Raw genomic sequence first — 25,357 nt, 5'->3', positions numbered from 1 at the left:
CAGGGGCGCAAATGTGCACCGGGGCCGGATCAGGCGGCTTTCGTCAGCGTGCCAAACGATTCTATTGAGCTTTTTATTTTCCGGCTAGCGGGAAGATGGCGGGCCTGCAGGATGCGCGGTCAGGCCGTGCGGCGCTTTCCCCAGGCCAGCCCGCGCAGGCGTTCCAGCGCCAGGTAGACGATCGGGGTGGTGTACAGCGTCAGGAACTGGCTGATCATCAGTCCGCCGACGATCGCCACGCCGAGCGGGCGGCGCAGTTCCGACCCTTCGCCCATGCCCAGCACCAGGGGCAGGGCGCCCAGCAGGCCCGCCAGATTGGTCATGACGATGGGCCGCAAGCGCAGCATGGCGGCGCGGTGGATGGCCTGTTCGGGCGTCAGGTTTTCGCGCCGCTCCAGGCTGAGGGCGAAGTCGATCATCAGGATGGCGTTCTTCATGACAATGCCCACCAGAAGGAACAGCCCCAGCAGCGCAATGAGGGTGAACTCGATGCCCGCCAGCCGCAACGCCAGCAGGGCGCCGACGCCGGCCGAGGGCAGCGTGGACAGGATCGTCAGCGGATGCAGCGGGCTTTCATACAGGATGCCCAGCACCAGATAGATGGCGACCAAGACGCCCAGGATCAGCCAGGGCTGGTCCTGCAGGCTCTGCTGGAAGTTGCGCGCATCGCCGCCCAGCCGGGTCTGGATGTGCGAAGGCACCATCAGCTTTGCCGTGGCCGCGTCGATGGCGGCCAGGCCTTGTTCCAGCGATACCCCGGGCGCCAGCGAAAACCCGACCCACACGGCGGCGAACAGCCCGTCGTGAAAGACGCGGTCGTTGACCAGGCCATTGTCGTAGGTGGCGAACGCGGTCAGCGGCACGCGGTTGCCGTCAGCGGCCACCACGTGCACCCGTTCCAGGACCTCGGGATCCTCGGTGTAGCGGGGGTCCAGTTCCAGCACGACGCGGTACTGGTTCATGGCGTCGTACAGCGTCGAGACCTGGCGCTGGCTGAACGAATTGCTCAGCACACTGCTGATGGTCTCCATGTCCACGCCCAGCCGCTGCGCCGCGCTGCGGTCGATGTCAATCACCACCTGCTGCGTGGCGCCGTCGCCCTGGGCGTCGACGTCGCGCAGCTCGGGGATCTCTTGCATGGCCTTGGAAATCTTGCGCGACCATTCGCGCAGCGCGGGCACGTCGCTGGCCATGATGGCCAGCTCGTGGTCGCCGGAATTGCCGAAGCCGCCGGGCATGCGCAGGTCCTGGTCCACGTTCAGAAAGAACATGCCGCCCGGCACCGCAGGGGCGTGGGTGCGCATCCAGTTGATGACTTCGGTCGAGGACTCGTTGCGTTCGGCGGCAGGCTTCAAGCGGATCAGGAACAGCGAATTGCTGATGCCCAGGCCGCCGCCGTTGTAGCCGATGACGTCCTCGACAGCGGGGTGCTTCAAGACCAGTTGCCGGTACTGGTCGATCTTGGGTTGCATCACCTGGAACGAAAACCCGTCGTCGCCCCGCACGAAGCCCATGAGCTGGCCCGTGTCCTGTACAGGCAAAAAGCCCTTGGGCGCCTGCACGTACAGGTAGACGTTCAGCCCCACGACGCCGGCCAGCAGCAGCAATGTCAGGCGTGCATGGCCAAGCACGCGCGCCAGCGACACGCCATACCAGTCGTGCAGGCGGGCAAATACGGCCTGCATGCGCGATGGCTTGGCCGCGGCGGGGCTGACGGGCCGCAGCCACCGCGCGCATAGCGCCGGAATGATGGCTACCGAGACAACCAGCGAAATCACCGTGGCGGCCACCAGCGTGATCGAGAACTCGCGGAACAGCCGTTCCACCAGCCCGCCCATGAAGAGGATCGACACGAAGACCACGCTCAGCGCGACCGTCATCGCCACCAAGGTGAATCCCACTTCCCGCACCCCACGCAGGGCGGCCTTGACCGGCGTCAGCCCGCGCTCCAGGTGGCGCGAGATGTTCTCCAGCACGACGATGGCGTCGTCCACGACCAGGCCGGCCGCCACGATCAGCGCCATCAGCGACAGGTTGTTCAGTGAAAAGCCCCACGCGTACATGACGGCAAACGTGGCGATCAGGCAGACCGGAATGGCCACGCTGGGAATTGCGGCGGCGCGCGCGTTGCCCAGGAACAGCCACACCACCAGGATGACCAGTCCGGCGGCCAGCGCCAGGGTGATGTGGGCTTCGCGCAGTGTCGCCTTGATGCCGGGCGAGCGGTCCAGCGCCACCGTCAGGTCCACGTCGGCGGGCATCAGCTGGCGCAGGCCCGGTAGCGCCTGGTTGATGGCGTCGATGGTTTCGATGATGTTCGAGCCGGGCTGGCGGCTGATGGTCAGCACCACGGCCGGATTGCGATTGTGAAAGCCGCTGCTGTAGCGGTTCTCGACCGAATCGCTGACGCGGGCCACCTGCGACAGCCGGATCACCGCGCCGTCCTGGTAGCGCACGATCAGGCTGTCGTAGTCCTGGGCGCGGCGCGGCTGCTCGGGGGCGCCGACCTCCCAGCGCCGCGCGGTCGAATCCAGCTGGCCTTGCGGACCCATCGGCGCCGCGTTCGAGATGGCCTCGCGCACGTCGTCCAGTGCCACGCCATAGTGCGCCAGCGCGTTGGGGTTCACCTGGACCCGCACGGCGGGCAGCGAGCTGCCACCCATCGTGACTTCGCCCACGCCGCTGATCTGCGATAGCTTTTGCGCCAGCACGGTGGAACCCAGGTCGTAGAGCTGGCCCGCGGGCCGGGTGGCGGAACTGAGGGCCAGCGCCATGATGGGCGCCTGCGACGGATTGACCTTGCGGTAGCTGGGATTGCCCGGCATGCCCGAGGGCAGTTCGGCCCGCGCGGCGTTGATTGCGGCCTGCACGTCGCGCGCGGCCTCGTCGATGTCGCGGTCCAGGTCGAACTGCAATTGCACGCGCGTTGCGCCCTGATTGCTGGACGAGCTCATGGAACTGACACCGGCGATGCTGCCGAGCGCCCGCTCCAGCGGCGCCGCGACCGTGCTGGCCATGCTTTCGGGACTGGCGCCGGGCAGGTCGGCTCGCACTTCGATGGTCGGAAAGTCGACCTGCGGCAGCGGCGCCACCGGCAAGAGCCGCCATGCCACGGCGCCCAGCAGCGTCAGCGCCAGCGCCAGGAAAATGCAGGCGACCGGACGGTGCAGCAACGCGCGGATCATTTCGCCGGGCCTTCGGCGTTGGGCGCGGGCGCGGTTTGAGCGCGCCGGTGGCCCAGACGGTGAAAGAACAGGTAGACGGCGGGCGTGGTGAACAGCGTCAGCACCTGGCTGACCAGCAGTCCGCCAACCATGACCCAGCCCAGCGGCTGGCGCAATTCAGCGCCCAAACCCGTCGCCAGCATCAGCGGCAGCGCGCCAAACAGCGCGGCCAGCGTCGTCATCAGGATGGGACGCAGGCGCAGCAGCGCGGCCTCGCGGATGGCGGCCTGCGGCGCCAGGCCGCGCGTGCGCTCGGCCTCCAGCGCAAAGTCGACCATCATGATGCCGTTCTTCTTGACCAACCCGATCAAGAGGATGATGCCGATGACCGCGATCAGGTCCAGCGGCCGGCCGGTCAGCAGCAGCGCCAGCAGCGCACCTACGGTTGCCGAGGGCAGGGTGGACAGGATGGTGACGGGATGAATGGCGCTTTCGTACAGCATGCCCAGCACCAGGTACATGGTCACCACCGCGGCCAGCATCAGCCACAACGTGTTCGACAGCGACGCCTCAAAGGCGGACGCTGCGCCCTGCAGCCGCAGTTCGACGCTCTCGGGCATGCCGGTCTCCTGGCGCGCCGACTCGATGGCGGCGATGGCCTGGCCCAGGGACCCGCCGGGCGGCAGGTTGAAGGACAGGTTCACTGCGGGGAACTGCGACAGGTGATTGACCGCCAGCGGGACGGCGCGCTCGCTGACGGTGGCCAGCGCCGACAAGGGGATGGGCTGGCCGGTATCTGTTTGCAGATGAATGCGTTCCAGCGCTTCGGGGCTGGCCGCCATCTTGCGGTCAACTTCCAGCACGACGCGATATTGGTTCGACTGCGTAAAGAGCGTGGCGACCTGACGCTGCCCGAATGCGTTGTACAAGGCTTGCGCCACATCGTCCATCGTGAGGCCCAGACGCGCGGCGGCGTCGCGCGAGACCTCCAGATAGGCCTGGCGGCCGTCGCCCTGCAGGTCGGACGAAACGTCGGCCAGTTCGGGCGCTTGCGCCAGGCGCTCCATGAGCGCGCGGGTCCAGCGCGACAGTAGCGCGCCATCCGGCGAGGTCAGGCTGAACTGATACTGGCCTCGGCTGACGCGATCCTCGATGTTCAGTTCCTGGACGGGTTGCAGGTAGAGCGAGATGCCGTGCACGTCGCGGGCCCGCGCGTCCAGCCGCGCCATGATGTCGGCCAGCGGGGCGGTGCGGTCGTTCCAGGGTTTCAGGTTGATCAGAAGCCGCCCCGTGTTCAGCGTGGCGTTCATGCCGTCGATGCCGATGAAGGAAGACAGTGTGGCGACGTCGGGATCCGCGAGCAGGCTTTGCGCCACCGCCTGCTGGCGGCGCGACATCGCGTCGAACGAGGTGCTTTGCGACGACTGCGTCACGCCTTGCAGCACCCCGCCGTCCTGCGCCGGGAAGAAGCCCTTCGGCACCGCGACATACAAGAGCGCGGTGAGCGCGACGGTCGCCAGCATCGCCAGCAGCGTCAGCCGCTGATGACGCAGCGTCATGTCCAGCCAGCCTGCATAGCGCGCCTGCAGGCGATCCAGCAGTCCGGGCCTGGACGGCGCGTGCGGCGGCAGCAGCCGCGCGCACATCATGGGCGTGAGGGTCAGCGATACGGCCAGCGATATCAGGATGGCAACGGCCAGCGTGATGGCGAATTCGCGGAACAGCCGGCCCACCACGTCTTCCATGAACAGCAGCGGGATCAGCACCGCGATCAGCGACAGCGTCAGCGAAACGAGCGTGAAGCCGATCTGCCCGGCGCCCTTCAACGCGGCCGCCATCGGGCTGTGCCCCTGTTCCCGGTAGCGTGCGATGTTCTCCAGCATGACGATGGCGTCGTCCACCACGAAGCCCGCGCCGATCGTCAGCGCCATCAGCGTGAGGTTGTTGGTGGAAAAGCCGGCCAGATACATGAATCCGAAGGTGCCGATCAGCGACAGCGGCACGGCCAGGCTGGGGATCAGCGTGGCCGGCAGGTTGCGCAGGAACAGGAACGTCACCAGCACCACCAGCCCCACCGCGAAGCCCAGTTCCCATTGCACGCCGCGCACGGACGCGCGGATGCTTTCGGTGCGGTCGGTCAGGATGCGCACCTCCACGGCGGCGGGCAGGCTGGCGGTCAATTGGGGCAGCAATGCCTTGACCTGGTCGGCCACCGCTATGACGTTGGCGCCGGGCTGGCGATGGATGTTCACCAGCACGGCGGGCTGCCTGTCGACCCACGCCGCCAGGTAGCGGTCCTCGGCGCCGTCCTCCACCGTCGCGATCTGGCCCAGCCGCACCGGCGCGCCGTTCTTCCAGGCGACGATCAGGTCGCGGTACTCCTGCGCGCTCTGCAACTGGTCATTGGCGTCCATGATGACGGACCGCACGGGGCCGTCGAAGCTGCCCTTGGGCTGATTGGAATTGGCCTTGGCGATCGCTTCCTGCACGTCCGACAGCTTCAGGCCGCGCGCGGCCAGCGCCATCGGATTGACCTGCACGCGCACGGCGGGGCGCTGTCCGCCGGCCAGGCTGACCATGCCCACGCCCGACAACTGCGACAGCCGTTGCGTCATGCGGGTGTCCACCAGATCGTAGACCTTGGGCAGGGGCAGTGAATCCGACGTGACGGCCAGCGTCAGGATCGGCACGTCGGCGGGGTTGACCTTGCGGTACACGGGCGGGGTGGGCAGATCGCCCGGCAGCAGCGAATCGCTGGCGCTGATGGCGGCCTGCACTTCCTGTTCGGCCACGCCCAGCGGTACGTCAAGGGCGAACTGCAACGTGATGACCGAGATGCCGCTGCCGCTGGTGGACGACATCTGCTTCAGTCCCGGTATCTGCCCAAAGCGCCGCTCCAGCGGCGCGGTGACCGCGCGCGCCGTCACATTGAGGCTGGCGCCCGGATACTGAGTGGTCACCTGGATGATCGGGTAGTCCACCTGCGGCAACGCGGCCACGGGCAGCAGGCGCCAGGCCAGGATGCCCGACAGCAGCAGGGCAATCATCAGGAAAGACGTCGCGACCGGACGCAGGATGAAGGGGCGTGACAGGCTCATGCGGACTCCTCGTCGTGGCCGGGCGGGTCGACGATTTGCACGTCGCGTCCGTCGTGCAGGCGGTCCACGCCTTCGACGACCACGCGCTCGTTCGCGGCCAGGCCCGTCAGCACCACGATGCGGCCGGCGTTTGCCGGGCCCAGCGTCAGCACCCGGCGGGTGGCGCGGTTGTCGTCGCCGATGACGAACACGAACGCGCCTTGCGACCCGTATTGCACGGCCGCGGCCGGAATGGTCACCACGTCATCTTCCTGCACCACGGCCAGCCGGATGTTCACGAACTGATTGGGAAACAGCGATTCGTCGGCATTGTCGAAACGGGCGCGCAGCCGCACCGTGCCGCTGGCGGCCTGGATGCGGTTGTCCAGCGCCTCGAGCGTGCCTTCGGCAAGCAGCCGGCGTTCGTCGGCATCCCAGGCCTGCACGCGCAGCACGGGTGTCTTTGCCTGCGCCTGCCGCAGAATGTCCAGGCGAGTTTCCGAGATGCTGAAAAGGGCCGAGATGGGGGCCATCTGGACCACGGAGGTCAATCCGTCCGCGTCCGTTGCACGCACGTGGTTGCCGGCATCGACGCGCCGCAATCCCACGCGGCCGGCGTGCGTCGCCAGGATGCGCGTGTGGCCGAGCATGCGCTGGGCGTCCGCGACTTGCGCCAGGTTCCGTTGACGCTGCGCGGCGTAGGCCCTTACCTGGGCCTCGGCGGTATCGAGCTGCTGGCCGGCCACGGCTTCCTGCCGCGCCAGCTTGCGGTAGCGCCGCAGGTCCGCTTCGGCGTTATCCAGCAGCGCCTGCGTCTGCGCCAGCTCGCCTTCGGCAGACGCCAGCGCGGCCTGGTACGGACGCGGGTCGATCTCGGCCAGCAACTGGCCCTGCGCGACGGTCTGGCCTTCCCGATAGTGCAGCTTGACCAGTTCGCCGTCGACCTGGCTGCGCACGGTCACCTGCGCCAGCGGCGTGATGGTGCCGAGCGCGTGCAGGTCGCGCTGCAGCGGACCGACGCGCGCAGCGGCGACGCTCACCGCGACGGGGAGCTTCCCGTAGTTCGGGGGAGGCGGAGCGGCCGGGCCTTTGTTGCCCGCCAGCCAGAGCGCCACACCAATCAGCAGGGCCAGCGCCAGGGCGGCCGCGATCAGGATCAGGCGTTTGCGTGAGGGGGTGGGGCCCGCAAGGAAGCGCAGGGACATCAGGGCTGCCAGGCAAGGGGATAGCGGACAGCCGAGATTCTATATTAATAATAATGATTAGCGTTATTGATGCCGATATTCAAGAAGGGTTTGCGCGTATCGTTTAGAGTGGCGGCTGTTTTCAATACCCCGGTTTGCAACAGGAGTGGGTCCATGAGCGAAAAATCCCTCGAAAGTCCGCGTGAATTATGCGAACGCCTGCAGGAACGACTGGCGGCCGAACGGGCCCGGCTGGCGCAATGGCAGTCGATCGAGGCGGATTACCACCACAAATACACCGAGACGCTGCGGCCGCTCGAAGACAAGCTCAACCAGCTGCGCTACAAGCTGGTGCTGTGCTTTGACCACGCCTACAAGGAAATGGGTCTGTCCAAGGCCGAACGCGAGTTCGTGTCCGAACTGGTCACGGAGTTCTCGGAAGAACTGCTGGTGCTGTCGGCCAAGTCGGCGCTACCGGCCGGTTGCGACACCGCGCGGCTCAAGACGCTCTACAAGAAACACCGCGGGGCCGATTACGACGCCAATCTTGCCGAACTGACCGAAAGCGCGCGGCAAGAACTGGCCGATGCGCTGGACCTGGACGTTGCCGACCTGGACTCGATGTCGCCCATGCAGTTGCTGCAGGTCATCCAGGATCAGTACGAAGTCGAAGACGCGGAAGAGCTGCTGGAATACGCTCGCGTGGTCCGCATGCCGACCGTGACGAACGCCGTCGCCTGGGACGCATTGCAAGCGGCAGAGCGGGAGCGGCTGGCCCAGGCCGCCCAGGATCCCAACCTGCGCGCCACCGTGCAGGCCGCCGCCGACATCCCCGACGATCAGCTGGAAGCGGCCAATGCGGTGCTGGCCGCTCAGCTCGACGAGATCCTTACCCAGGTTCAGTTTGCCGAGGAAGGCTTCACGCTGCGTTATGAGCTGGACCCGTTCGCCACCTTCGATCCGGAAACGGTGATGCAAGAGCTGGATGACGACATCAAAGACATCCAGGAGTACATCCAGGAACTTGAACACGAGGTCATGCAGTTCTCGGACGAATCGCTGCTCAAGGCTTGGCTCAAGGCCATGCGGCGTGAAGTTGCCGCGATGGAGCGGCGCGAAGGCCGGTCGTGAAGCGATAGTGCCGGGGCAGGCGGTGTCTTTGACGCGGCCTCATCAGCTCTTGGGCCGCGACACCGGCATCACCCGCATGACGGGCGCCGCCTGCTTGGCCGCCGCGTCCGCGCGCGGGCGGATCATCATGGGGAAGAACCGCCACAGGTACAGTCCCAGCGCCAGCGCCCACGCGGTGGCCGACGCATGCAGCAGGCCCAGCGTTGCAGCGGTCGGCAGCAGGGCCGCCAACCGCAGCAACGCCGCCAGGATCATCAGCGCGTAGCTCAGGACCATGCTGCGGTCCGTGTGCAGCGGACGGCCCAGATGGCCGAGTGCGGTGCGGGTCACCATGCCCAGGATCAACACCGAGAACCCGGCCACGCCGATGACGTGCGCGGGCCAAGCCTGCCGGACCACAATGCCCGCCAGTTGCGCCGCGCCCACCAGCAGGCCGATCCCCAGACCCAGATACCCCGCATAGAGAATCCACAGGAGCGGCACGCGCCGCACGGCCCACGGCTTCCAGGACACCCACTGCACCAGCGCAATCGCGCCGCTTGCCGCAAGCGCCAGCGCGGCGGCCTGCTGCACGCCGGCCAGCAGGCACGCGATGGCGACGACGCCAAAGCCAAGCTGCCAGTGACCGCTCTTGGTATGGGGAGGAATGTCCAGTCCCGCAACGGCGCGCTTGGCGAAGAAGGGCATGACCCGCCGGGCGATCAGCAAGGTCAGCACGGCCATCGACAGCAGCCCGGCATTGAAATAGCGCATCAGCGTCACGTAGTCGCCCTGGACCGTCGCCCACAGGTACAGCCCGTTGGTTGCGCCCAGCGCCAGCAGAAGGAACGGGACGCCATAGTTGCGCTGGTTCCGGGTGACCACGACGGCGCGTCCCAGTGCCCCGGCCGCCCACAGGAAAAACAGCAGGTCCGCCGCGGCCGCGACGACGAAGGCAGTGCGCCCGGGGACCAGATACCCCACGCGCGCCACGATCCACAGCCCGCACAGTGCGGCAAGCGGATTGCCTTTCAGGGGATTCTTGCCCGTCCAGTTGGCGCCCGCCGTCAGCAGGAAGCCCACGGCGATCGTGGCCACGAAGCCCCACAGCATTTCATGCGCATGCCAGAACATGCCGTTCAGCATGCCGGTCAGCCGCGCGGGTGCGTGCACCCATAGCAACACCGAAAACAGCGCCCAAAAGCAGCCCGCCAGATACAACGGGCGGAAACCCATTTCAGTGAACGCGCCCCACCCGGGCGGGGCGGGGCGCGGCTTCTTTGCGGGTTCGTCGATGGAAAGCAGGGTGGTCATGGTGTGGCCCGTGCGCGCGGGGCGCGCGCCGTTGCGGTTTTGAACGTGTATTTGAAATACATATTACATCTGGCCGCATCGCGACGCGATCCGGGGATTTGATCCAGCGCAAGGCTGTCTGGAACACCCGCATGACTAGGCACTTCGGAAATAGCCCTTTGGTCGGCTGGGGAATGGCTGCAGATGGGAGGGCTGCTTAGGCTACCGACATACGTATTTCTCAGCAAAAAGCGAGACTAACCATGGCAGCACATCAATCCTCGGCCGGTGCGCCGAGGCGGGTCCTGATATCCAGCACGTTTGCCTTCACCATCTGTTTTGCGGTGTGGATGATCTTTGCCGTGCTGGGGATCCCAATCAAGGCGCAGCTCGGCTTGTCCGAAACGCAATTCGGCCTGCTGGCCGCCATGCCGGTCCTGACCGGCTCCCTCGTGCGCGTGCCGCTCGGCATCTGGACCGATCGCTACGGCGGCCGTCCCGTGTTCTTCGTGTTGATGCTGCTGGCGGTGGTGCCGATCTGGCTGCTGTCCTACGCCACGGAGTATTGGCAGTTCCTGGTGCTGGCGCTGTTCGTCGGCCTGACCGGCGGCTCGTTCTCCGTGGGCACGCCCTATGTGGCCCGCTGGTTCCCGCGCAACAAGCAAGGCCTGGCCATGGGCGTCTTCGGCGCCGGAAACTCGGGCTCGGCCATCACCAAGTTCGTGGCCCCCGCGCTCATCGCGGCTGCCGGCGGCGCCTGGGTCATCGTGCCGCAGGTCTACGCCGTGGCGCTGCTGGTCACCGCCATCCTGTTCTGGATGTTCTCGTCGTCCGATCCCTCGCACCGCGTCGCGGGCGGCGCCTCGTTGTCGGCCCAGTTCGCCATGCTGAAGGATCCGCGTGTGTGGCGCTACTGCCAGTATTACTCGGTCGTGTTCGGCGGCTATGTGGCGCTGGCCCTGTGGATGACCAAGTACTACATCGGCGAGTACGGCTTCGACATGAAGCTGGCCGCGCTGCTGGCCGCATGCTTCTCGTTGCCCGGCGGCGTGCTGCGCGCCGTCGGCGGCTGGATCTCCGACCGCTACGGCGCCTACAAGACCACGTGGTGGGTGATGTGGGTGTGCTGGGTTGCCTTCTTCCTCCTGAGCTATCCGCAAACCGAATTCACCGTCATGACCGCCGGCGGCCCGCGTTCCTTCGGCATCGCGCTTGGCCCGGTCACCTTCACCATCCTGCTGTTCGTCGTCGGCATCGCCATGGCGATCGGCAAGGCCTCGGTCTTCAAGTTCATCTCCGATGAATTCAGCGACAACATCGGCGCCGTGTCCGGCATCGTCGGACTGGCTGGCGGCCTGGGCGGCTTCGTGCTTCCCATCATGTTCGGCGTCCTGCTCGACCTGACCGGCATCCGCTCCAGCGCCTTCATGCTGCTGTACGGCACCGTCTGCGTCTCGCTGATCTTCATGCACTTCAGTTTCCGGCCTGAAAGCGCGGCCATCGCCCGGCAGCAAGCCGCCTGACCCACCCACCATCCTGAGAGAACCTCATGTCCACTCAAGTCCTTGCGCGCTGGGAGCCGGATAATCCCGGTTTCTGGAAACAGACGGGCGCGCGCGTCGCCAACCGCAATCTGTGGATCTCGATCCCGGCGCTGATGCTGGCGTTCAGCATCTGGATGCTCTGGAGCGTGGTCGTCGTCAACCTTGACCGCGCCGGCTTCATGCTGTCCAAGAACCAGCTCTTCTGGCTGACGGCGCTGCCCGCGTTGTCGGGCGCGACGCTGCGCATCTTCTACTCGTTCCTCGTGCCCGTCTTCGGCGGGCGCAAATGGACGGCCATCTCCACCGCCTCGCTGCTGATTCCGGCGCTGGGCATGGGTTTCGCGCTGCGCGACCCGACCACCTCGTTTCCGACCCTTCTGGTGCTGGCGCTGCTGTGCGGCCTGGGCGGCGGCAACTTCAGCTCCAGCATGGCCAACATCAGCTTTTTCTTTCCCAAGGAAAAGAAGGGGCTGGCAACGGGCCTGAACGCCGGCATCGGCAACCTGGGTGTGTCGCTGGTGCAGTTCGTCGTGCCGGTCGTCATCACCATGGGCGTCTTCGGCGTTGCCGGCGGCGAACCGCAGGTCATCAACGCCAATGGCGCGCAGCAAAATCTGTGGCTGCAGAACGCGGGCTTCATCTGGGTGATCCCCATCGCGCTGGCGTCCATCGCCGCATGGTTCGGCATGAACGACATCGCCGATGCGCGCGCCTCGTTCGCCGACCAGGCGGTCATCTTCAAGCGCAAGCACAACTGGTTGATGTGCTGGCTGTACGTGGGCACGTTCGGGTCGTTCATCGGCTTCTCGGCGGGCTTCGCCATGCTGACCAAGACGCTGTTTCCCACCGTCAATCCCATGGCATACGCCTTCCTGGGACCGCTGGTCGGATCGCTGACGCGTCCCGTGGGCGGCTGGATCTCCGACAAGCTGGGCGGCGCCCGGGTCACGCTCTTCACCTTCGCGGCCATGATCGCCGCGGTGGCCGGCGTCGTGACGTTCCTGCCGGGTGAGGGCCGCCTGGGCGACTTCAACGGCTTTTTGGCCATGTTCATCGTGCTCTTCGCGCTGACCGGCCTGGGCAACGGTTCCACGTTCCGCATGATTCCGGTGATCTTCCTGCGCGAACGCACGCAGGCGGCGCAGGGCAAGGGCCCGGCCGCGCAAAAGCAGGCCATGTCGGAGGCGGCCAAGGAATCGGCCGCGGTGCTGGGCTTTTCCGGAGCCATCGGGGCCTACGGCGGCTTTTTCATCCCGCGCAGCTTCGGCACGTCGCTCGAAATGACGGGCAGCGTCCAGACCGCGCTGTTCTGCTTCATCGGCTTCTATGCCACCTGCATGCTGATCACGTGGTGGTACTACGCACGCCGCAACGCGCCCATTCCCTGCTAAGGAGTGTTCGCCGGGGCCCGGCCGCGCACACGTTGCGTGGCCGGGCCCCGGCGGCCTTGCGCGGCCCGACTAGTTCGGCCTACCCGGGTAACTAGTCACTCTGCCGAACCCGGGTTGTGCCACCGGCGAATGGTCGGCCAGACAGCCCAGCCCTAAAGTTGTTTCATCAGCATTGATCGCAGTACGCGCCGGCCAGGCCGGCGTTCTTGGAGAAACACAATGAGTCATTTTCTGGACCGGTTGAAGTTCATGTCGCGGGTGAAGTCCACCTTCGCGAACGGTCACGGCGAAACCGTCAACGAGGACCGCAAGTGGGAGAACGCCTACCGCGCCCGCTGGCAGCACGACAAGGTGGTGCGTTCCACCCACGGCGTGAACTGCACCGGCTCCTGCTCCTGGAAGGTGTATGTCAAGAACGGCCTGATCACCTGGGAAACCCAGCAGACCGACTACCCCCGCACCCGTCCCGACCTGCCCAACCACGAGCCCCGCGGCTGTCCTCGTGGCGCGTCGTACAGCTGGTATGTGTATTCGGCGCAGCGCGTGAAGTACCCCATGATCCGCGGCCGCCTGATCGAAATGTGGCGCGAAGCCCGCAAGACGATGGACCCGATCTCGGCCTGGGAATGGATCAGCCAGGATCCCAAGCGCGCAAAGCGCTACAAGTCGGTGCGCGGCCTGGGCGGCTTTGTCCGCGCCGATTGGGACACCGCCACGGAAATCATTGCCGCCGCCAACGCGCTCACCATCAAGAAGTACGGCCCGGACCGCGTGATCGGGTTCTCGCCGATTCCCGCCATGTCGATGGTCAGCTACGCCGCCGGCGCCCGCTACCTTAGCCTTTTGGGCGGCGCCTGTCTCAGCTTCTACGACTGGTACTGCGATCTTCCCCCCGCCAGCCCCCAGATCTGGGGCGAACAGACCGACGTGCCCGAATCGGCCGATTGGTACAACTCCACCTACCTGATGGTCTGGGGCTCTAACGTCCCGCAGACCCGCACCCCGGACGCGCACTTCTACACCGAAGTCCGCTACAAGGGCACCAAGACCGTGGCCGTGTCCAGCGACTTCGGCGAAATGGTCAAGTTCGGCGACATCTGGCTGGCGCCCAAGCAGGGCACCGACGCCGCGCTCGCCATGGCCATGGGCCACGTCATCCTCAAGGAATTCCACCTGTCGGGCAAGTCGGCCTACTTCACGGACTACGTGCGCCGCTACACCGACATGCCGATGCTGGTGCAGCTCAAGGAACGCGACGGCTTCTACGCCCCTGACCACTTCCTGCGCGCCTCGCAGCTGGACAACGCGCTTGGCGAACAGAACAACCCCGACTGGAAGACGCTGGTGCTGGACGAGTCCACCGGCGATCTGGTGGCGCCCAACGGCAGCATCGGTTTTCGCTGGGGCGAGGGCGCCGTCAACGGCGGCGAAAAGGTCGGCCGCTGGAACCTGGAATCCAAGGATGGCGGCTCGGGCCGCGAAATCCTCCCCACGCTCAGCCTGCTGGACAAGTCCGACGACGTGGTCGGCGTGGGCTTCCCGTACTTCGGCAGCGAACACGACGAGGTGCTGGTGCGCAACGTGCCCGCCCGCCGCATCCGCCTGGCGGACGGCACCGAGGCGCTGGTCGCCACCGTGTATGACCTGCAGATGGCCAACTATGGCCTGGATCGCGGCCTGGGCGGCGGCAATGTCGCGTCCTCGTACGACGACGACGTTCCCTATACGCCCGCCTGGCAGGAAAAGCACACCAGCGTGCCGCGCGCGCAGGTCATCCAGGTGGCGCGCGAGTTCGCCCAGAACGCGCACGACACCGAAGGCAAGTCCATGGTCATCGTCGGCGCCGGCCTGAACCACTGGTACCACATGGACATGATCTACCGCGGCATCATCAACATGCTGATGATGTGCGGTTGCGTCGGCAAGAGCGGCGGCGGCTGGGCGCACTACGTGGGCCAGGAAAAGCTGCGCCCGCAGTTCGGCTGGGCCCCGCTGGCGTTTGCCGCCGACTGGGTGCGTCCGCCGCGCCAGATGAACGGCACCTCGTTCTTCTACGCGCATACCAGCCAATGGCGTCACGAAAAGCTGAACGTGCAGGAAGTGCTCGGCCCCACCGCCGACCGCGCCAAGTACAGCGAACTCAGCATGATCGACCTGAACGCCCGCGCCGAGCGCATGGGCTGGCTGCCGTCGGCGCCGCAGCTGCGCACCAATCCGCTGGACGTCGTGGCACAGGCCGACAGCCTGGGCAAGGATCCGGTCGCGCACGCCGTCGAACTGATGAAGTCGGGCGAGCTGCGCATGTCCTGCGAAAACCCGGACGATCCCGCCAACTTTCCGCGCAACATGTTCGTGTGGCGCTCCAACATCCTGGGCTCCAGCGGCAAGGGCCACGAGTACTTCCTGAAGTACCTCCTGGGCACCCAGAACGCCGTGTTCGGCGACGAAGCCGACGCCATCAAGCCGTCCGAAGTCACCTTTGAGGACGACGCCGCCGAAGGCAAGCTGGACCTCCTGACGGTGCTGGACTTCCGCATGAGCACCACGTGCCTGTACGGCGACATCGTGCTGCCCACCGCCACCTGGTACGAAAAGGACGACCTCAACACGTCCGACATGCACCCCTTCATCCACCCGCTGAGCGAAGCCGTGCAGCCGCTCTGGGAAAGCAAGACCGACTGGGAAATCTACAAGCTGCTGGCCAAGAAATTCAGCGAAATCGGCGGTCCGTACCTGGGCAAGCGCCGCGACCTGGTGCTGACCCCGCTGATGCACGACACCCCGGGAGAACTGGGCCAGGCCTTCGAACCCAAGGACTGGAAGCTCGGCGAATGCGACCTGATTCCGGGCAAGACGGCCCCGTCCATGACGGTGGTCGAACGCGACTACAACGACATCTACCGCAAGTTCACGTCGGTGGGTCCGCTGCTGGACAAGCTGGGCAACGGCGGCAAGGGCATCAACTGGAACACCCAGCACGAGGTCCACGAGCTGGCTGGTATCAACGACAGCGTCACCGAAACCGGCGTCAGCCAGGGCCGTCCGCGTCTGGACACGGCGATCGACGCGGCCGAGATGATTCTGACCTTCGCACCCGAGACCAACGGCCATGTGTCGGTCAAGGCCTGGGAAGCGCTGGGCAAGATCACCGGACGCGACCACACGCACCTGGCGGTCGGACGCGAGCACGACAAGATCCGCTTCCGCGACATTCAGGCGCAGCCGCGCAAGATCATTTCGGCGCCCACCTGGTCCGGTCTGGAAAGCGAAGAGGTCAGCTACAACGCCGGCTATACCAACGTCCATGAACTGATCCCATGGCGCACCCTGACCGGCCGCCAGCAGTTCTACCAGGATCACCGCTGGATGCTGGACTTTGGCGAAGGCTCCTGCGTGTACAAGCCCGCCATCGACACCAAGACGGTTGCACCCATGCTGGGCAAATACCCGAACGGCGAAAAGGAACTGGTCCTGAACTGGATCACGCCGCACCAGAAGTGGGGCATCCACAGCACGTACTCGGACAACCTGCGCATGCTGACCCTCAGCCGCGGCGGCCCCCACGTGTGGGTGTCCGAAGCCGAGGCCAAGCAGGCCGGACTGGTCGACAACGACTGGGTGGAAGTGTTCAACGTGAACGGCACGCTGACCGCCCGGGTGGTCGTGAGCCAGCGCGTGCCGGTCGGCATGTGCCTGATGTACCACGCACAGGAAAAGATCGTGAACGTGCCGGGCGCTGAAACCAGCGGCAAGCGCGGCGGCATCCATAACTCGGTCACGCGCACGGTGCTCAAGCCCACGCACATGATCGGCGGATACGCGCAGCAGGCCTATGGTTTCAACTACTACGGCACCGTGGGCGCCAACCGCGACGAGTTCGTGGTCGTGCGCAAGATGAAGAAGGTGGACTGGCTGGAAGGCCCGCTCGTCGAAGAACTGCAACAAGAAGAGAAGCAATCATGAGGATACGCGCCCAAATCGGCATGGTGCTGAACCTGGACAAGTGCATTGGCTGCCACACTTGCTCGGTCACCTGCAAGAACGTCTGGACCAGCCGCGACGGTGTCGAGTACGCATGGTTCAACAACGTTGAAACCAAGCCCGGCATCGGCTATCCGAAGGAATGGGAAAACCAGGAAAAGTGGAAGGGCGGCTGGAGCCGCACGGCCGCCGGCAAGCTGGAACCGCGCCAAGGCGGCAAGCTGCGCATCCTGGCCAACCTGTTCGCCAACCCGAACCTGCCCGCAATCGACGACTACTACGAGCCCTTCACCTACGACTACGAGCACCTGAAGAACGCGCCGCTGTCGCAGACGCCGCCCACCGCGCGTCCGGTGTCGGTGCTGACGGGCAAGAAGATGGACAAGATCCATTGGGGCCCGAACTGGGAAGACGACCTGGGCGGCGAATTCAGCTCGCGCAGCCGGGATGCGCTCTTCGAAGGCGTGCAGAAAGAGATGTACTCGACGTTCGAGAACACCTTCATGATGTACCTGCCGCGCCTGTGCGAACACTGCCTGAACCCGGCCTGTGTCGCCAGCTGCCCGTCCGGTTCCATCTACAAGCGCGAAGACGACGGCATCGTCCTGGTCGATCAAGACAAGTGCCGCGGATGGCGCATGTGCATCTCGGGCTGCCCGTACAAGAAGATCTACTACAACTGGAACAGCGGCAAGGCCGAGAAGTGCACGTTCTGCTACCCGCGCATCGAGGCCGGCCAGCCGACCGTGTGCTCGGAAACCTGCGTGGGCCGCATCCGCTACCTGGGCGTGCTGCTGTATGACGCCGACCAGATCGAAAATGCCGCCGCCACCGCGAACGAGCAGGATCTGTATCAGTCGCAGCTCGACCTGTTCCTGGACCCGCATTCGCCCGAAGTGATCGCCGCGGCGCGCGAGCAGGGCATCCCGGAATCGTGGCTGGAAGCCGCGCGCAATTCGCCGGTCTACAAGATGGCTGTCGAATGGAAAGTGGCCTTCCCGCTGCACCCGGAATACCGCACGCTGCCGATGGTCTGGTACATCCCGCCGCTGTCGCCCATCCAGACGGCCGCCGAGTCCGGCAAGATGCCCCAGCGCACCGTGGGCAAGAGCGGCATGATCCCCGACGTGTCGACGCTGCGCATCCCCGTGCGCTACCTGGCCAACCTGCTGACCGCCGGCAAGGAAGCGCCGGTGCTGCAAGCCCTGGAACGCATGCTGGCCATGCGCGCGTTCAAGCGGTCCGAGACCGTCCACGGCGAACGCGACACGGCCCTGCTGGATCAGGTCGGCCTGACCGAGGAAACGGTGCAGGACATGTACCGCATCATGGCCATCGCCAACTACGAAGACCGCTTCGTCGTGCCCAGCAGCCACAAGGAAGTGGTCGAAGACAGCTTCAACGAGAAGGGAAGCTGCGGCTTCACCTTTGGCAACGGCTGCTCTGGCGGGGTGTCGGAAGGCACCCTGTTCGGCCGCAAGCCGCAGGGCAGCGAGATCTTCATCGAAATGCCCAAGTCGCGCAAGAAGGCCGTTTCGGCCTGAGGAAAGGAGAACACCATGAGCCTGTACCGACTGCTTTCCGCCATGCTGTGCTACCCCGAGCCGGAGCTGCTGGACTACCTGGGCGAACTGGAAGAGGCCCTGGCGGCCTATCCGGACGCCGAGGAAACCCTGCAGCCGCTGGTCAGCTACCTGGCCTCGAACGACCTGATTCCCCTGCAAGAGAACTACGTCGCCACCTTTGACCGCAACCGCTCGCATTCGCTGCACCTGTTCGAGCACGTCCACGGCGAAAGCCGCGACCGTGGCCAGGCGATGGTGGACCTGCTCGAAACTTACCGCGCGCACGGCTTCGAGCCGATGGTGTCGGAACTGCCGGACCACGTGCCGCTGTTCCTGGAATTCCTGGGAGTCATCGATCCCGACACAGCCCAGGAGCTGCTGGACGAAGCCATCCACGTGCTGGCGGCCATCGGCGCGCGCCTGGCCAAAAGCGAAAGCTCCTACGCCTGCGTCTTTGCCGTGCTGCGCGCCCAGTCCCGCGTGATTCCGCGCGTGCAGACCGAGGCCCCGGTGCGCGACATGGACGAGGCGATGGAGGCCTTCGGAGCCGGCCCCGACGGCGTGGAACCGCTGCTGCGGCCGTTTGCGGGAGGCGGGGTGCAGACCGTGCACTTCCATCCCCGTTCCGCCGCGACTCATTAATGCCCAGGACGACGCATCATGAACTCCCTGAACCAGTTTCTTTTCGGCATCTATCCGTACATCGCACTGACGATCTTTCTGCTCGGCAGCCTGGCGCGTTTTGAGCGCGAGCAATACACCTGGAAATCCGACAGCTCGCAACTGCTGCATCGCGGCCAGTTGCGGCTGGGGAACATCCTGTTCCACATCGGCATCCTGGGCCTGTTCTTCGGGCATCTGGTCGGCCTGCTCACCCCCGTCATCGTGTGGGACACGCTGGGCGTCTCGCACTCGCTCAAGCAGATGGTTGCGATGGTGGCGGGCGGCGTGATGGGCGGGCTGTGCCTGATCGGCCTCTTGATCCTGATCCACCGCCGCCTGACCGACCCCCGCATCGCCCACGCGACGCGGCCCGGCGACAAGATCCTGCTGCTGTGGATCCTGGTAACGCTGCTGCTGGGGCTGTCCACCATCGTGCTGTCGGCTGGCCACATGGATGGCGAAATGATGGTGCACCTGATGACCTGGGCGCAGCACATCGTCACGTTCCAGGGCGACGCCGCCAGCTACATCGCCGGCGTGCCGCTGCTGTTCAAGGCGCACCTCTTCATGGGCCTCACGCTTTTCGTGATCTTCCCGTTCACCCGTCTGGTGCACGTCTGGAGCGGTTTCGCGTCGGTGGGCTACCTGGGCCGCGCCTGGCAGCTGGTCCGTCCGCGCTGATTCCCTGTCTTAGGAGCCGAACATGCCTGTCATCGTCAACGGCGTCGAACTGAACGACGCGGATCTGGAACGTGAACTGCCCTTGCACGCAGAAGCCGGCAATCCCATGCGCGAGGCCGTCACGGCCCTGGTGCTGCGGCGCGTCCTGCTGGACGAGGCCGGCCGGCAGGGCCTGGATGTGTCCGACGAGGAAAGCGCCATTGGCGCCTTGCTCGCCAGTCAGGCCCCGGCGCCCGAAGCCGACGACGCCGCTTGCCGGCGCTTTTACCAGATGCACCCCGAACGCTTCATGGTGGGCGAACTGGTCGAGGCCGACCACATCCTGTTCCAGGTCACGCCCGACGTGAACCTGGACATGCTGAAGGCGCATGCCAATGTGGTGCTGGCCGAGCTGCTGGCCGACCCGTCGCGGTTCGCCGAGGTGGCCCGCGAACAATCCAATTGCCCATCCGCGGCCGTCGGCGGCAATCTGGGCCAACTGGGGCGCGGCGACACCGTGCCGGAATTCGAACGCGCGGTGTTCGCGCTGCCTTCGGGCGGGTTGCTGCCGCAGTTGTTGCAGACGCGGCACGGCCTGCACATCGTGCGCGTGGTTCGGCGTGTGGAAGGGCGGCTCTTGCCCTACGAACACGTGGCCAAGCAGATTGCCACGGCGCTTACGTCCATGAGCCGCGATACCGCCTGGCGGCAATACACCAAGCTGCTGGTCGGGCGCGCCAAGATCTCGGGCATCGATCTGGACGACGGCGAACCCGAACGGGTCTTCGCCGGGAGCGCCGCATGATGGACGAGCCAGCCCCCGCCGCCCTGGCGGACGGCTTCGGCCGCCGCATCGACTATCTGCGCGTTTCGGTCACCGATCGCTGCGACCTGCGGTGCAGCTACTGCCTGCCCAAGGATTTCAAGGGTTTCGAAACGCCGGCCAACTGGATGACCCACGACGAAATGGCCCGGCTGGTCGGACTGTTCGTGAGTCTGGGCGTGGCCAAGGTCCGGCTGACCGGCGGCGAACCGCTGCTGCGCAAGGGCGTGGCCGGGCTGGCGGCCACCATCGCCGCCATGCCCGGGCTGCGCGACCTGTCCGTGTCCACCAACGCCACGCAGCTATCGCGCCATGCGCAGTCGTTGCGGGCAGCGGGGGTGGACCGTCTGAACATCAGCCTGGACACGCTGGACGCGGCAGCGTTCTCGCAGATCACGGGACGCGATTGCCTGGACGCCGTGCTGGCCGGATTGTCGGCCGCGCGGCAGGCTGGCTTTTCCCCCATCAAGCTCAACAGCGTGGTGCATGCGGCCACGCCGGAATCCGAAGTGCGCCGCCTGCTGTCCTATGCGGTGGAGCAGGGCTTCGTGCTGCGGCTGATCGAACCGATGCCGATGGGCGAGTGCGGCCGCGGCTTTACGCACACCGACCTGAACGCGATGGGCGCGCGCCTGGCCGCCGACGCCGGGCTGGTGCCGTCGCTGGCCGAATCGCGCAACGGCCCGGCGCGCTACTGGACCAGCGGGCAGGGCGCGCCCGTGCTGGGCGTCATCACCCCCATGTCGCGTCATTTCTGCGCCACCTGCAACCGCGTGCGGCTGGGCGTGGACGGCACCTTGTATCTGTGCCTGGGCCAGGAAGACCAGGTGCCGCTCGGACGCTTGCTGCGCGCGGGCGCCAGCGACGCCGATCTCATCCAGGCCATCTGGGCGGGCATCGCCGCCAAGCCGGAGCGCCACGAATTCAACGCCCGGCCCGAACGCATCGTGCGCTTCATGTCGCAAACGGGAGGCTGACATGCAGGATCTTGAACGACTGGTTGGCGGCTTCCAGCGCTTTCAGCAACAGTACTACGAAGACGCGCCGTCGCTGTATCGCAACCTGCGCGACGGCCAGCATCCCAGCACATTGCTGATCGGCTGTTGCGATTCCCGCGTGGACCCGGCCATGCTGCTCGGTTGTGATCCCGGCGACATCTTTACCGTGCGCAATGTGGCCAATCTGGTGCCGCCGTGCAGCAAGGACCGCGGCCTTCAAGGCGTCCTGGCAGCAATCCAGTTTGCCGTCGAACAGTTGCAGGTCAGCCGCATCATCGTGCTGGGACACGCCCAATGCGGCGGGATTCGGGCACTGATGGAGCGCGGCATCCGCCGCGACGGCGAGACCGACTATCTTGGGCGCTGGATGGACATCGCCGAACCCGCGCGCGAGCAGGTGCTGCGGCAGATGCCGGACGCCACCAAGGAAGAGCGCCGGCGCGCCTGCGAACAGGCTTCCATTCTGATCTCGCTGCGCAACCTGGAGGACCTGCCTTTCGTGCGGCGGGCGGTTGACGCGGGCAGCCTGTCCCTGCACGGGTGGTATTTCGACCTGGTGGCGGGCGCTTTGCTGGCATACTCCCCGCGGGCGGACACGTTTTTGCCCATCGTATGTCCCTTGCTGACGGAACCCGCACTCGTATGACTCCCGTATTCGGTATCGCCGGCCGCTCCGGCAGCGGCAAGACCACCCTGATCGAGGCCATGCTGCCGCTGCTCGGCGCGCGCGGCCTGCGGGTGAACGTCATCAAACACAGCCATCATGATTTTCAGATGGAGCCCCCCGGCAAGGACAGCGCGCGCTTTCGGACTGCGGGCGCGCAGGAAGTCATGATTGCCTCGCCCTACCGGTATGCCATCGTGCATGAACTGCGCGACACGCCGGAACCCACGCTTGAAGCCCAACTGGCACGCTTGTCGCCCGCCGATCTGGTGCTGGTCGAGGGCTTCAAGCAGGCCGCGATCCCGCGTATCGAGGTCTACCGTCCGGCGCTGGGCAAGCCGCCGCTGCACACCGAAGATCCTTCATTCCTGGCCGTCGTGACGGATGCGCCGCTTGAGATCGCCTTGCCGTGCCTGCCCCTGAACGACCCCGCCCAAGTTGCCGATTTTCTGTGCCGCACCCTCGGTTTGGCCTGATCGCATGGGGCTAAAACGCGCGCAATCGCGCCGGAAGGCGGGCGGGAAGCGACTACACTGATACCCGATCCGCGCTTTTCGCCCCGACACCCATGAAGTCCTCGAATACCGCCACTCCCTCCGACGTGCTGCCGTCGCCTCGGCACCGCCTGTCCACGCGCATCGTGGCAAGCTCGCTGCTGGCGCTGGTCGTGGTGCTGTCCATGGTGAGCTGGACGCTGTGGCTGTCCTGGCAACTGGAAGGCGCGGGCGCTGCCATCAACGATACCGGCAGCCTGCGGATGCGAGCCAATCGCGTCGCCGTCGAACTGATGCGGCCGCAGGCCGGGCGCGAAGTGCGCACCACCGAACAAGTTGCCATTCTGGACGACACCATCGCGCGCCTGGCACGGGGCAACCCCGCGCGGCCGCTCTTCATTCCCAACGACAACGCCATCCGCGCGCAATGGCACGACGTGGCCGCGTACTGGCGCGACATCATGAAGCCGGCGGCGCTGCGCGCCATTGGCCAGCCGGACGCATCAAGCTATCTGGAAACGTTGCCCGAGTTCGTGGCGCGCGCTGATACGCTGGTCCGGATGATCGAACAGGACAACGCCGGCAAGACCACGTCGCTGCGGCTGTCGCAGGGCGTGTTGGCGGCAATCGCCAGCGCGGGCACGCTTGCCATGATCTACCTGCTGTATCTGTGGATCATTTCACCGGTGCTGCGTCTGCGCGACGGCCTGCAGCGCATGGCCGATCGCGAATTCAGCACGCGACTGCCGGTCGAAAGCCAGGACGAGTTCGGCGTGCTGGCCCGCGGCTACAACCGCATGGCGGACGAGCTGCAGGACCTGTACACCAGCCTGGAGCAGCGGGTCGAGCAGAAGACGGCGCAGCTGGCCGCTCAGAACCGCGACATCGGGGCGCTGTATGACATGGCGGCATTCCTGAACCAGCCCAATGAAATCGAGGCCATGTGCGATGGTTTCCTGCGCCGCGTGATGCTGCAGTTCGATGCCGAAGCAGGCAGCATCCGGGCACTGGATCCCAACAACGAAAAGCTGAACCTCGTGGTGTCCGTGGGCCTGTCCGAAGAATTGGTCGAGTCCGAACACTGCATGAAGGTCGACGACTGCTATTGCGGTGTCGCCACGCGCAAGGCGGGCGTGATCGTCATCCAGGACTTCCGCCAGTCGCCACCCGAACTGGATCTGAACTGCCAGCGCGAGGGCTTTGCCAGCGTGGCGGTGTTTCGCATCGTGACGCGCGACGAAGTGCTGGGCTCGTATTCGCTGCATTTCCGTACGCACCGCCGCCTGGCCGCGTCGGAGTCGCAGCTGCTGGAAACGCTGGGCCAGCACCTGGGCGTGGCGCTGGACAACCGGCGCCTGAGCGCGCAGGCGCGCCAATTGGCCGTCGTGCAGGAGCGCGGGCTGGTGGCGCAGGGCCTGCACGACAGCCTTGCCCAAGGCCTGAATTTCCTGAACCTGCAATTGCAGATGCTCGATGCCGCCATCAAGCGCGGCGACGAAGAAGAAGTCAGCGAGATCCTGCCGCTCTTGCGCACCGGCGTGGACGAAAGCTATCAGGACGTGCGCGAACTGTTGACCAACTTCCGCAGCAAGTTGTCGCAGGGCGACCTGCAAGCCGCCATCGAGGACACGGTTTCGCGTTTTCGCCGCCAGACCGCCATCGAGACCGACCTGACGTTCACCCAGGGCGAGGGCGCGCCGTTGCAGCCGGAGCAGCAGTTGCAGGTGCTGTTCATCCTGCAGGAAGCGCTGTCCAATGTGCGCAAGCACTCGGAAGCCAGCCGAGTGCGGATCGCCGTTGAGAACGGCCGGGATTTCACCTTGCTGATTTCGGACGATGGCCAGGGCTACGACCCGGCCGATGTCGCCGAACGGGGCGAATCCCATGTCGGCCTGCACATCATGCGCGAGCGCGCCGCCCGCATGCGCGCCGTGATAAAACTCGAATCGCAGCCCGGCGCCGGCACGCGCGTGGCGCTCACCTTGCCTGGCGCCGAACGCCAGGCAGCCTGACATCCTTGCCCATCATGACCATCCGCATCCTGCTCATCGACGACCACACCCTGTTCCGCTCCGGTGTCCGCCTGCTGTTGCAGCGCCAGCCCGACTTCGAGGTCGTGGCCGAGGCGGGCGACGGCGTCGAAGGCATAAAGCGCGCCAAGGAACTCAAACCCGACGTCGTGCTGCTTGACCTGAACCTGCCCGGCCTGTCGGGGCTGGAAACGCTGCAGCTGCTGACGCAGGACCTGCCCAATTGCGCGGTCATCATCCTGACCGTCTCGGAAGAGGCCGATGAGCTTGGCCAGGCGCTGCGCGACGGCGCTCGCGGCTATCTCGTCAAGAACATCGACGCGGACGCGCTGGTGTCCGCCATCCGCCGCGCCGCCAACGGCGAAGCCGTCATTGCCGATAGCATGACGGCCAAGCTGGTCGAACAGTTCCGCGGTCAGGCCAGCCAGACGCCGCCGCCGCCCGGGTCGGCCGAGCGCCATCGTCTTACCGCGCGTGAAACCCAGATCGTGCAATGGCTGGCGCGCGGGGCCAGCAACAAGGTCATCGCGCGCGAACTGGACGTGAGCGAAAGCACCGTGAAGATCCATGTGCAGAATGTGCTGAAGAAGCTCAATCTGACGAGCCGTGTGCAGGTCGCTGTCTATGCCGTGGAGCGCGGCCTGTACACCGAGGAATAGGCAGCACAAAAAGGCGCCGCGCGCGCCACGCCGTTTGATTTTCGACAAGGCCCGGGG

17 protein-coding genes are annotated in these 25,357 nt (G+C 65.9%); 13 read left to right on the top strand and 4 right to left on the bottom strand.

Annotation, left to right across the window (positions count from 1 at the left end):
* Positions 1-119: 119 nt before the first annotated feature.
* Genes QEP15_RS13890 through QEP15_RS13880 form a run of 3 tightly spaced genes read right to left on the bottom strand, consistent with a single transcriptional unit; the run spans position 120 to position 7,446 of the window.
* Positions 120-3,185 carry an efflux RND transporter permease subunit gene (locus QEP15_RS13890; RefSeq protein WP_280147577.1) on the bottom strand — a complete coding sequence of 1,022 codons (3,066 nt, stop codon included), beginning with the start codon at positions 3,183-3,185 and terminating at the stop codon, positions 120-122.
* Complete coding sequence (locus tag QEP15_RS13885; RefSeq protein WP_280147576.1) at positions 3,182-6,262, bottom strand: multidrug efflux RND transporter permease subunit; 3,081 nt, start codon at positions 6,260-6,262, stop codon at positions 3,182-3,184. The genes QEP15_RS13890 and QEP15_RS13885 overlap by 4 nt, the downstream gene beginning before the upstream one ends.
* Positions 6,259-7,446 (bottom strand): efflux RND transporter periplasmic adaptor subunit, encoded by a 1,188-nt coding sequence (locus QEP15_RS13880; protein ID WP_280147575.1) that lies wholly within the window; start codon positions 7,444-7,446, stop codon positions 6,259-6,261. Before QEP15_RS13880 ends, QEP15_RS13885 begins: the two co-directional genes overlap by 4 nt.
* Positions 7,447-7,599: 153 nt before the next feature.
* Here QEP15_RS13880 and QEP15_RS13875 point away from each other — a divergent pair, with 153 nt between their 5' ends.
* Positions 7,600-8,556 (top strand): molecular chaperone DnaJ, encoded by a 957-nt coding sequence (locus tag QEP15_RS13875; protein WP_217617639.1) that lies wholly within the window; start codon positions 7,600-7,602, stop codon positions 8,554-8,556.
* A gap of 42 nt (positions 8,557-8,598) precedes the next feature.
* Here the strand turns inward: QEP15_RS13875 and QEP15_RS13870 are convergent, their stop codons facing one another.
* Positions 8,599-9,849, bottom strand: a complete 1,251-nt coding sequence (locus tag QEP15_RS13870) for an NnrS family protein (protein WP_152384591.1) — start codon at positions 9,847-9,849, stop codon at positions 8,599-8,601.
* 242 nt (positions 9,850-10,091) lie between these two features.
* On the opposite strand from QEP15_RS13870, the gene QEP15_RS13865 reads away from it, so the two are divergent.
* The 12 genes from QEP15_RS13865 to QEP15_RS13810 all read left to right on the top strand — a co-directional run bounded on the left by QEP15_RS13865 (position 10,092) and on the right by QEP15_RS13810 (position 25,300).
* On the top strand, positions 10,092-11,351 hold the full coding sequence (locus tag QEP15_RS13865; RefSeq protein ID WP_280147574.1) for an MFS transporter: 1,260 nt from the start codon (positions 10,092-10,094) through the stop codon (positions 11,349-11,351).
* A 26-nt stretch (positions 11,352-11,377) separates the two neighbouring features.
* Positions 11,378-12,763, top strand: coding sequence for a NarK family nitrate/nitrite MFS transporter (locus tag QEP15_RS13860; RefSeq protein ID WP_056318339.1), 1,386 nt, complete (start codon positions 11,378-11,380; stop codon positions 12,761-12,763).
* A gap of 219 nt (positions 12,764-12,982) precedes the next feature.
* On the top strand, positions 12,983-16,726 hold the full coding sequence (locus QEP15_RS13855) for a nitrate reductase subunit alpha (RefSeq protein ID WP_217617640.1): 3,744 nt from the start codon (positions 12,983-12,985) through the stop codon (positions 16,724-16,726).
* Positions 16,723-18,288: a nitrate reductase subunit beta gene (gene narH / locus QEP15_RS13850; RefSeq protein WP_056318344.1), complete on the top strand. Its 1,566-nt coding sequence runs from the start codon at positions 16,723-16,725 to the stop codon at positions 18,286-18,288. Before QEP15_RS13855 ends, narH begins: the two co-directional genes overlap by 4 nt.
* A 15-nt stretch (positions 18,289-18,303) precedes the next feature.
* Positions 18,304-18,951, top strand: coding sequence for a nitrate reductase molybdenum cofactor assembly chaperone (narJ, locus tag QEP15_RS13845; RefSeq protein ID WP_056318347.1), 648 nt, complete (start codon positions 18,304-18,306; stop codon positions 18,949-18,951).
* An 18-nt stretch (positions 18,952-18,969) separates the two neighbouring features.
* Positions 18,970-19,653 (top strand): respiratory nitrate reductase subunit gamma, encoded by a 684-nt coding sequence (narI, locus tag QEP15_RS13840; protein WP_063951844.1) that lies wholly within the window; start codon positions 18,970-18,972, stop codon positions 19,651-19,653.
* 22 nt (positions 19,654-19,675) lie between these two features.
* Positions 19,676-20,437 carry a peptidylprolyl isomerase gene (locus QEP15_RS13835; RefSeq protein ID WP_062841461.1) on the top strand — a complete coding sequence of 254 codons (762 nt, stop codon included), beginning with the start codon at positions 19,676-19,678 and terminating at the stop codon, positions 20,435-20,437.
* Complete coding sequence (moaA, locus tag QEP15_RS13830) at positions 20,434-21,432, top strand: GTP 3',8-cyclase MoaA (protein WP_280147573.1); 999 nt, start codon at positions 20,434-20,436, stop codon at positions 21,430-21,432. Before QEP15_RS13835 ends, moaA begins: the two co-directional genes overlap by 4 nt.
* Before the next feature lies 1 nt (position 21,433).
* The gene (locus tag QEP15_RS13825) at positions 21,434-22,099 is read left to right on the top strand and encodes a carbonic anhydrase (RefSeq protein WP_056318361.1); all 666 of its coding nucleotides are present in this window, start codon (positions 21,434-21,436) and stop codon (positions 22,097-22,099) included.
* Complete coding sequence (gene mobB / locus QEP15_RS13820) at positions 22,096-22,593, top strand: molybdopterin-guanine dinucleotide biosynthesis protein B (RefSeq protein WP_056318363.1); 498 nt, start codon at positions 22,096-22,098, stop codon at positions 22,591-22,593. Before QEP15_RS13825 ends, mobB begins: the two co-directional genes overlap by 4 nt.
* Before the next feature lie 92 nt (positions 22,594-22,685).
* Entirely contained in the window at positions 22,686-24,623 is a 1,938-nt protein-coding gene (locus QEP15_RS13815; RefSeq protein WP_056318366.1) for a type IV pili methyl-accepting chemotaxis transducer N-terminal domain-containing protein, read from the top strand.
* Between the two features lie 14 nt (positions 24,624-24,637).
* Entirely contained in the window at positions 24,638-25,300 is a 663-nt protein-coding gene (locus tag QEP15_RS13810; protein ID WP_056318368.1) for a response regulator, read from the top strand.
* The last annotated feature ends 57 nt before the right edge of the window (positions 25,301-25,357 follow it).

It is taken from the genome of Achromobacter mucicolens (genome assembly GCF_029866465.1).
Classification (GTDB): domain Bacteria; phylum Pseudomonadota; class Gammaproteobacteria; order Burkholderiales; family Burkholderiaceae_B; genus Achromobacter; species Achromobacter mucicolens.
This window is presented reverse-complemented; position numbering and strand designations above follow the sequence as displayed.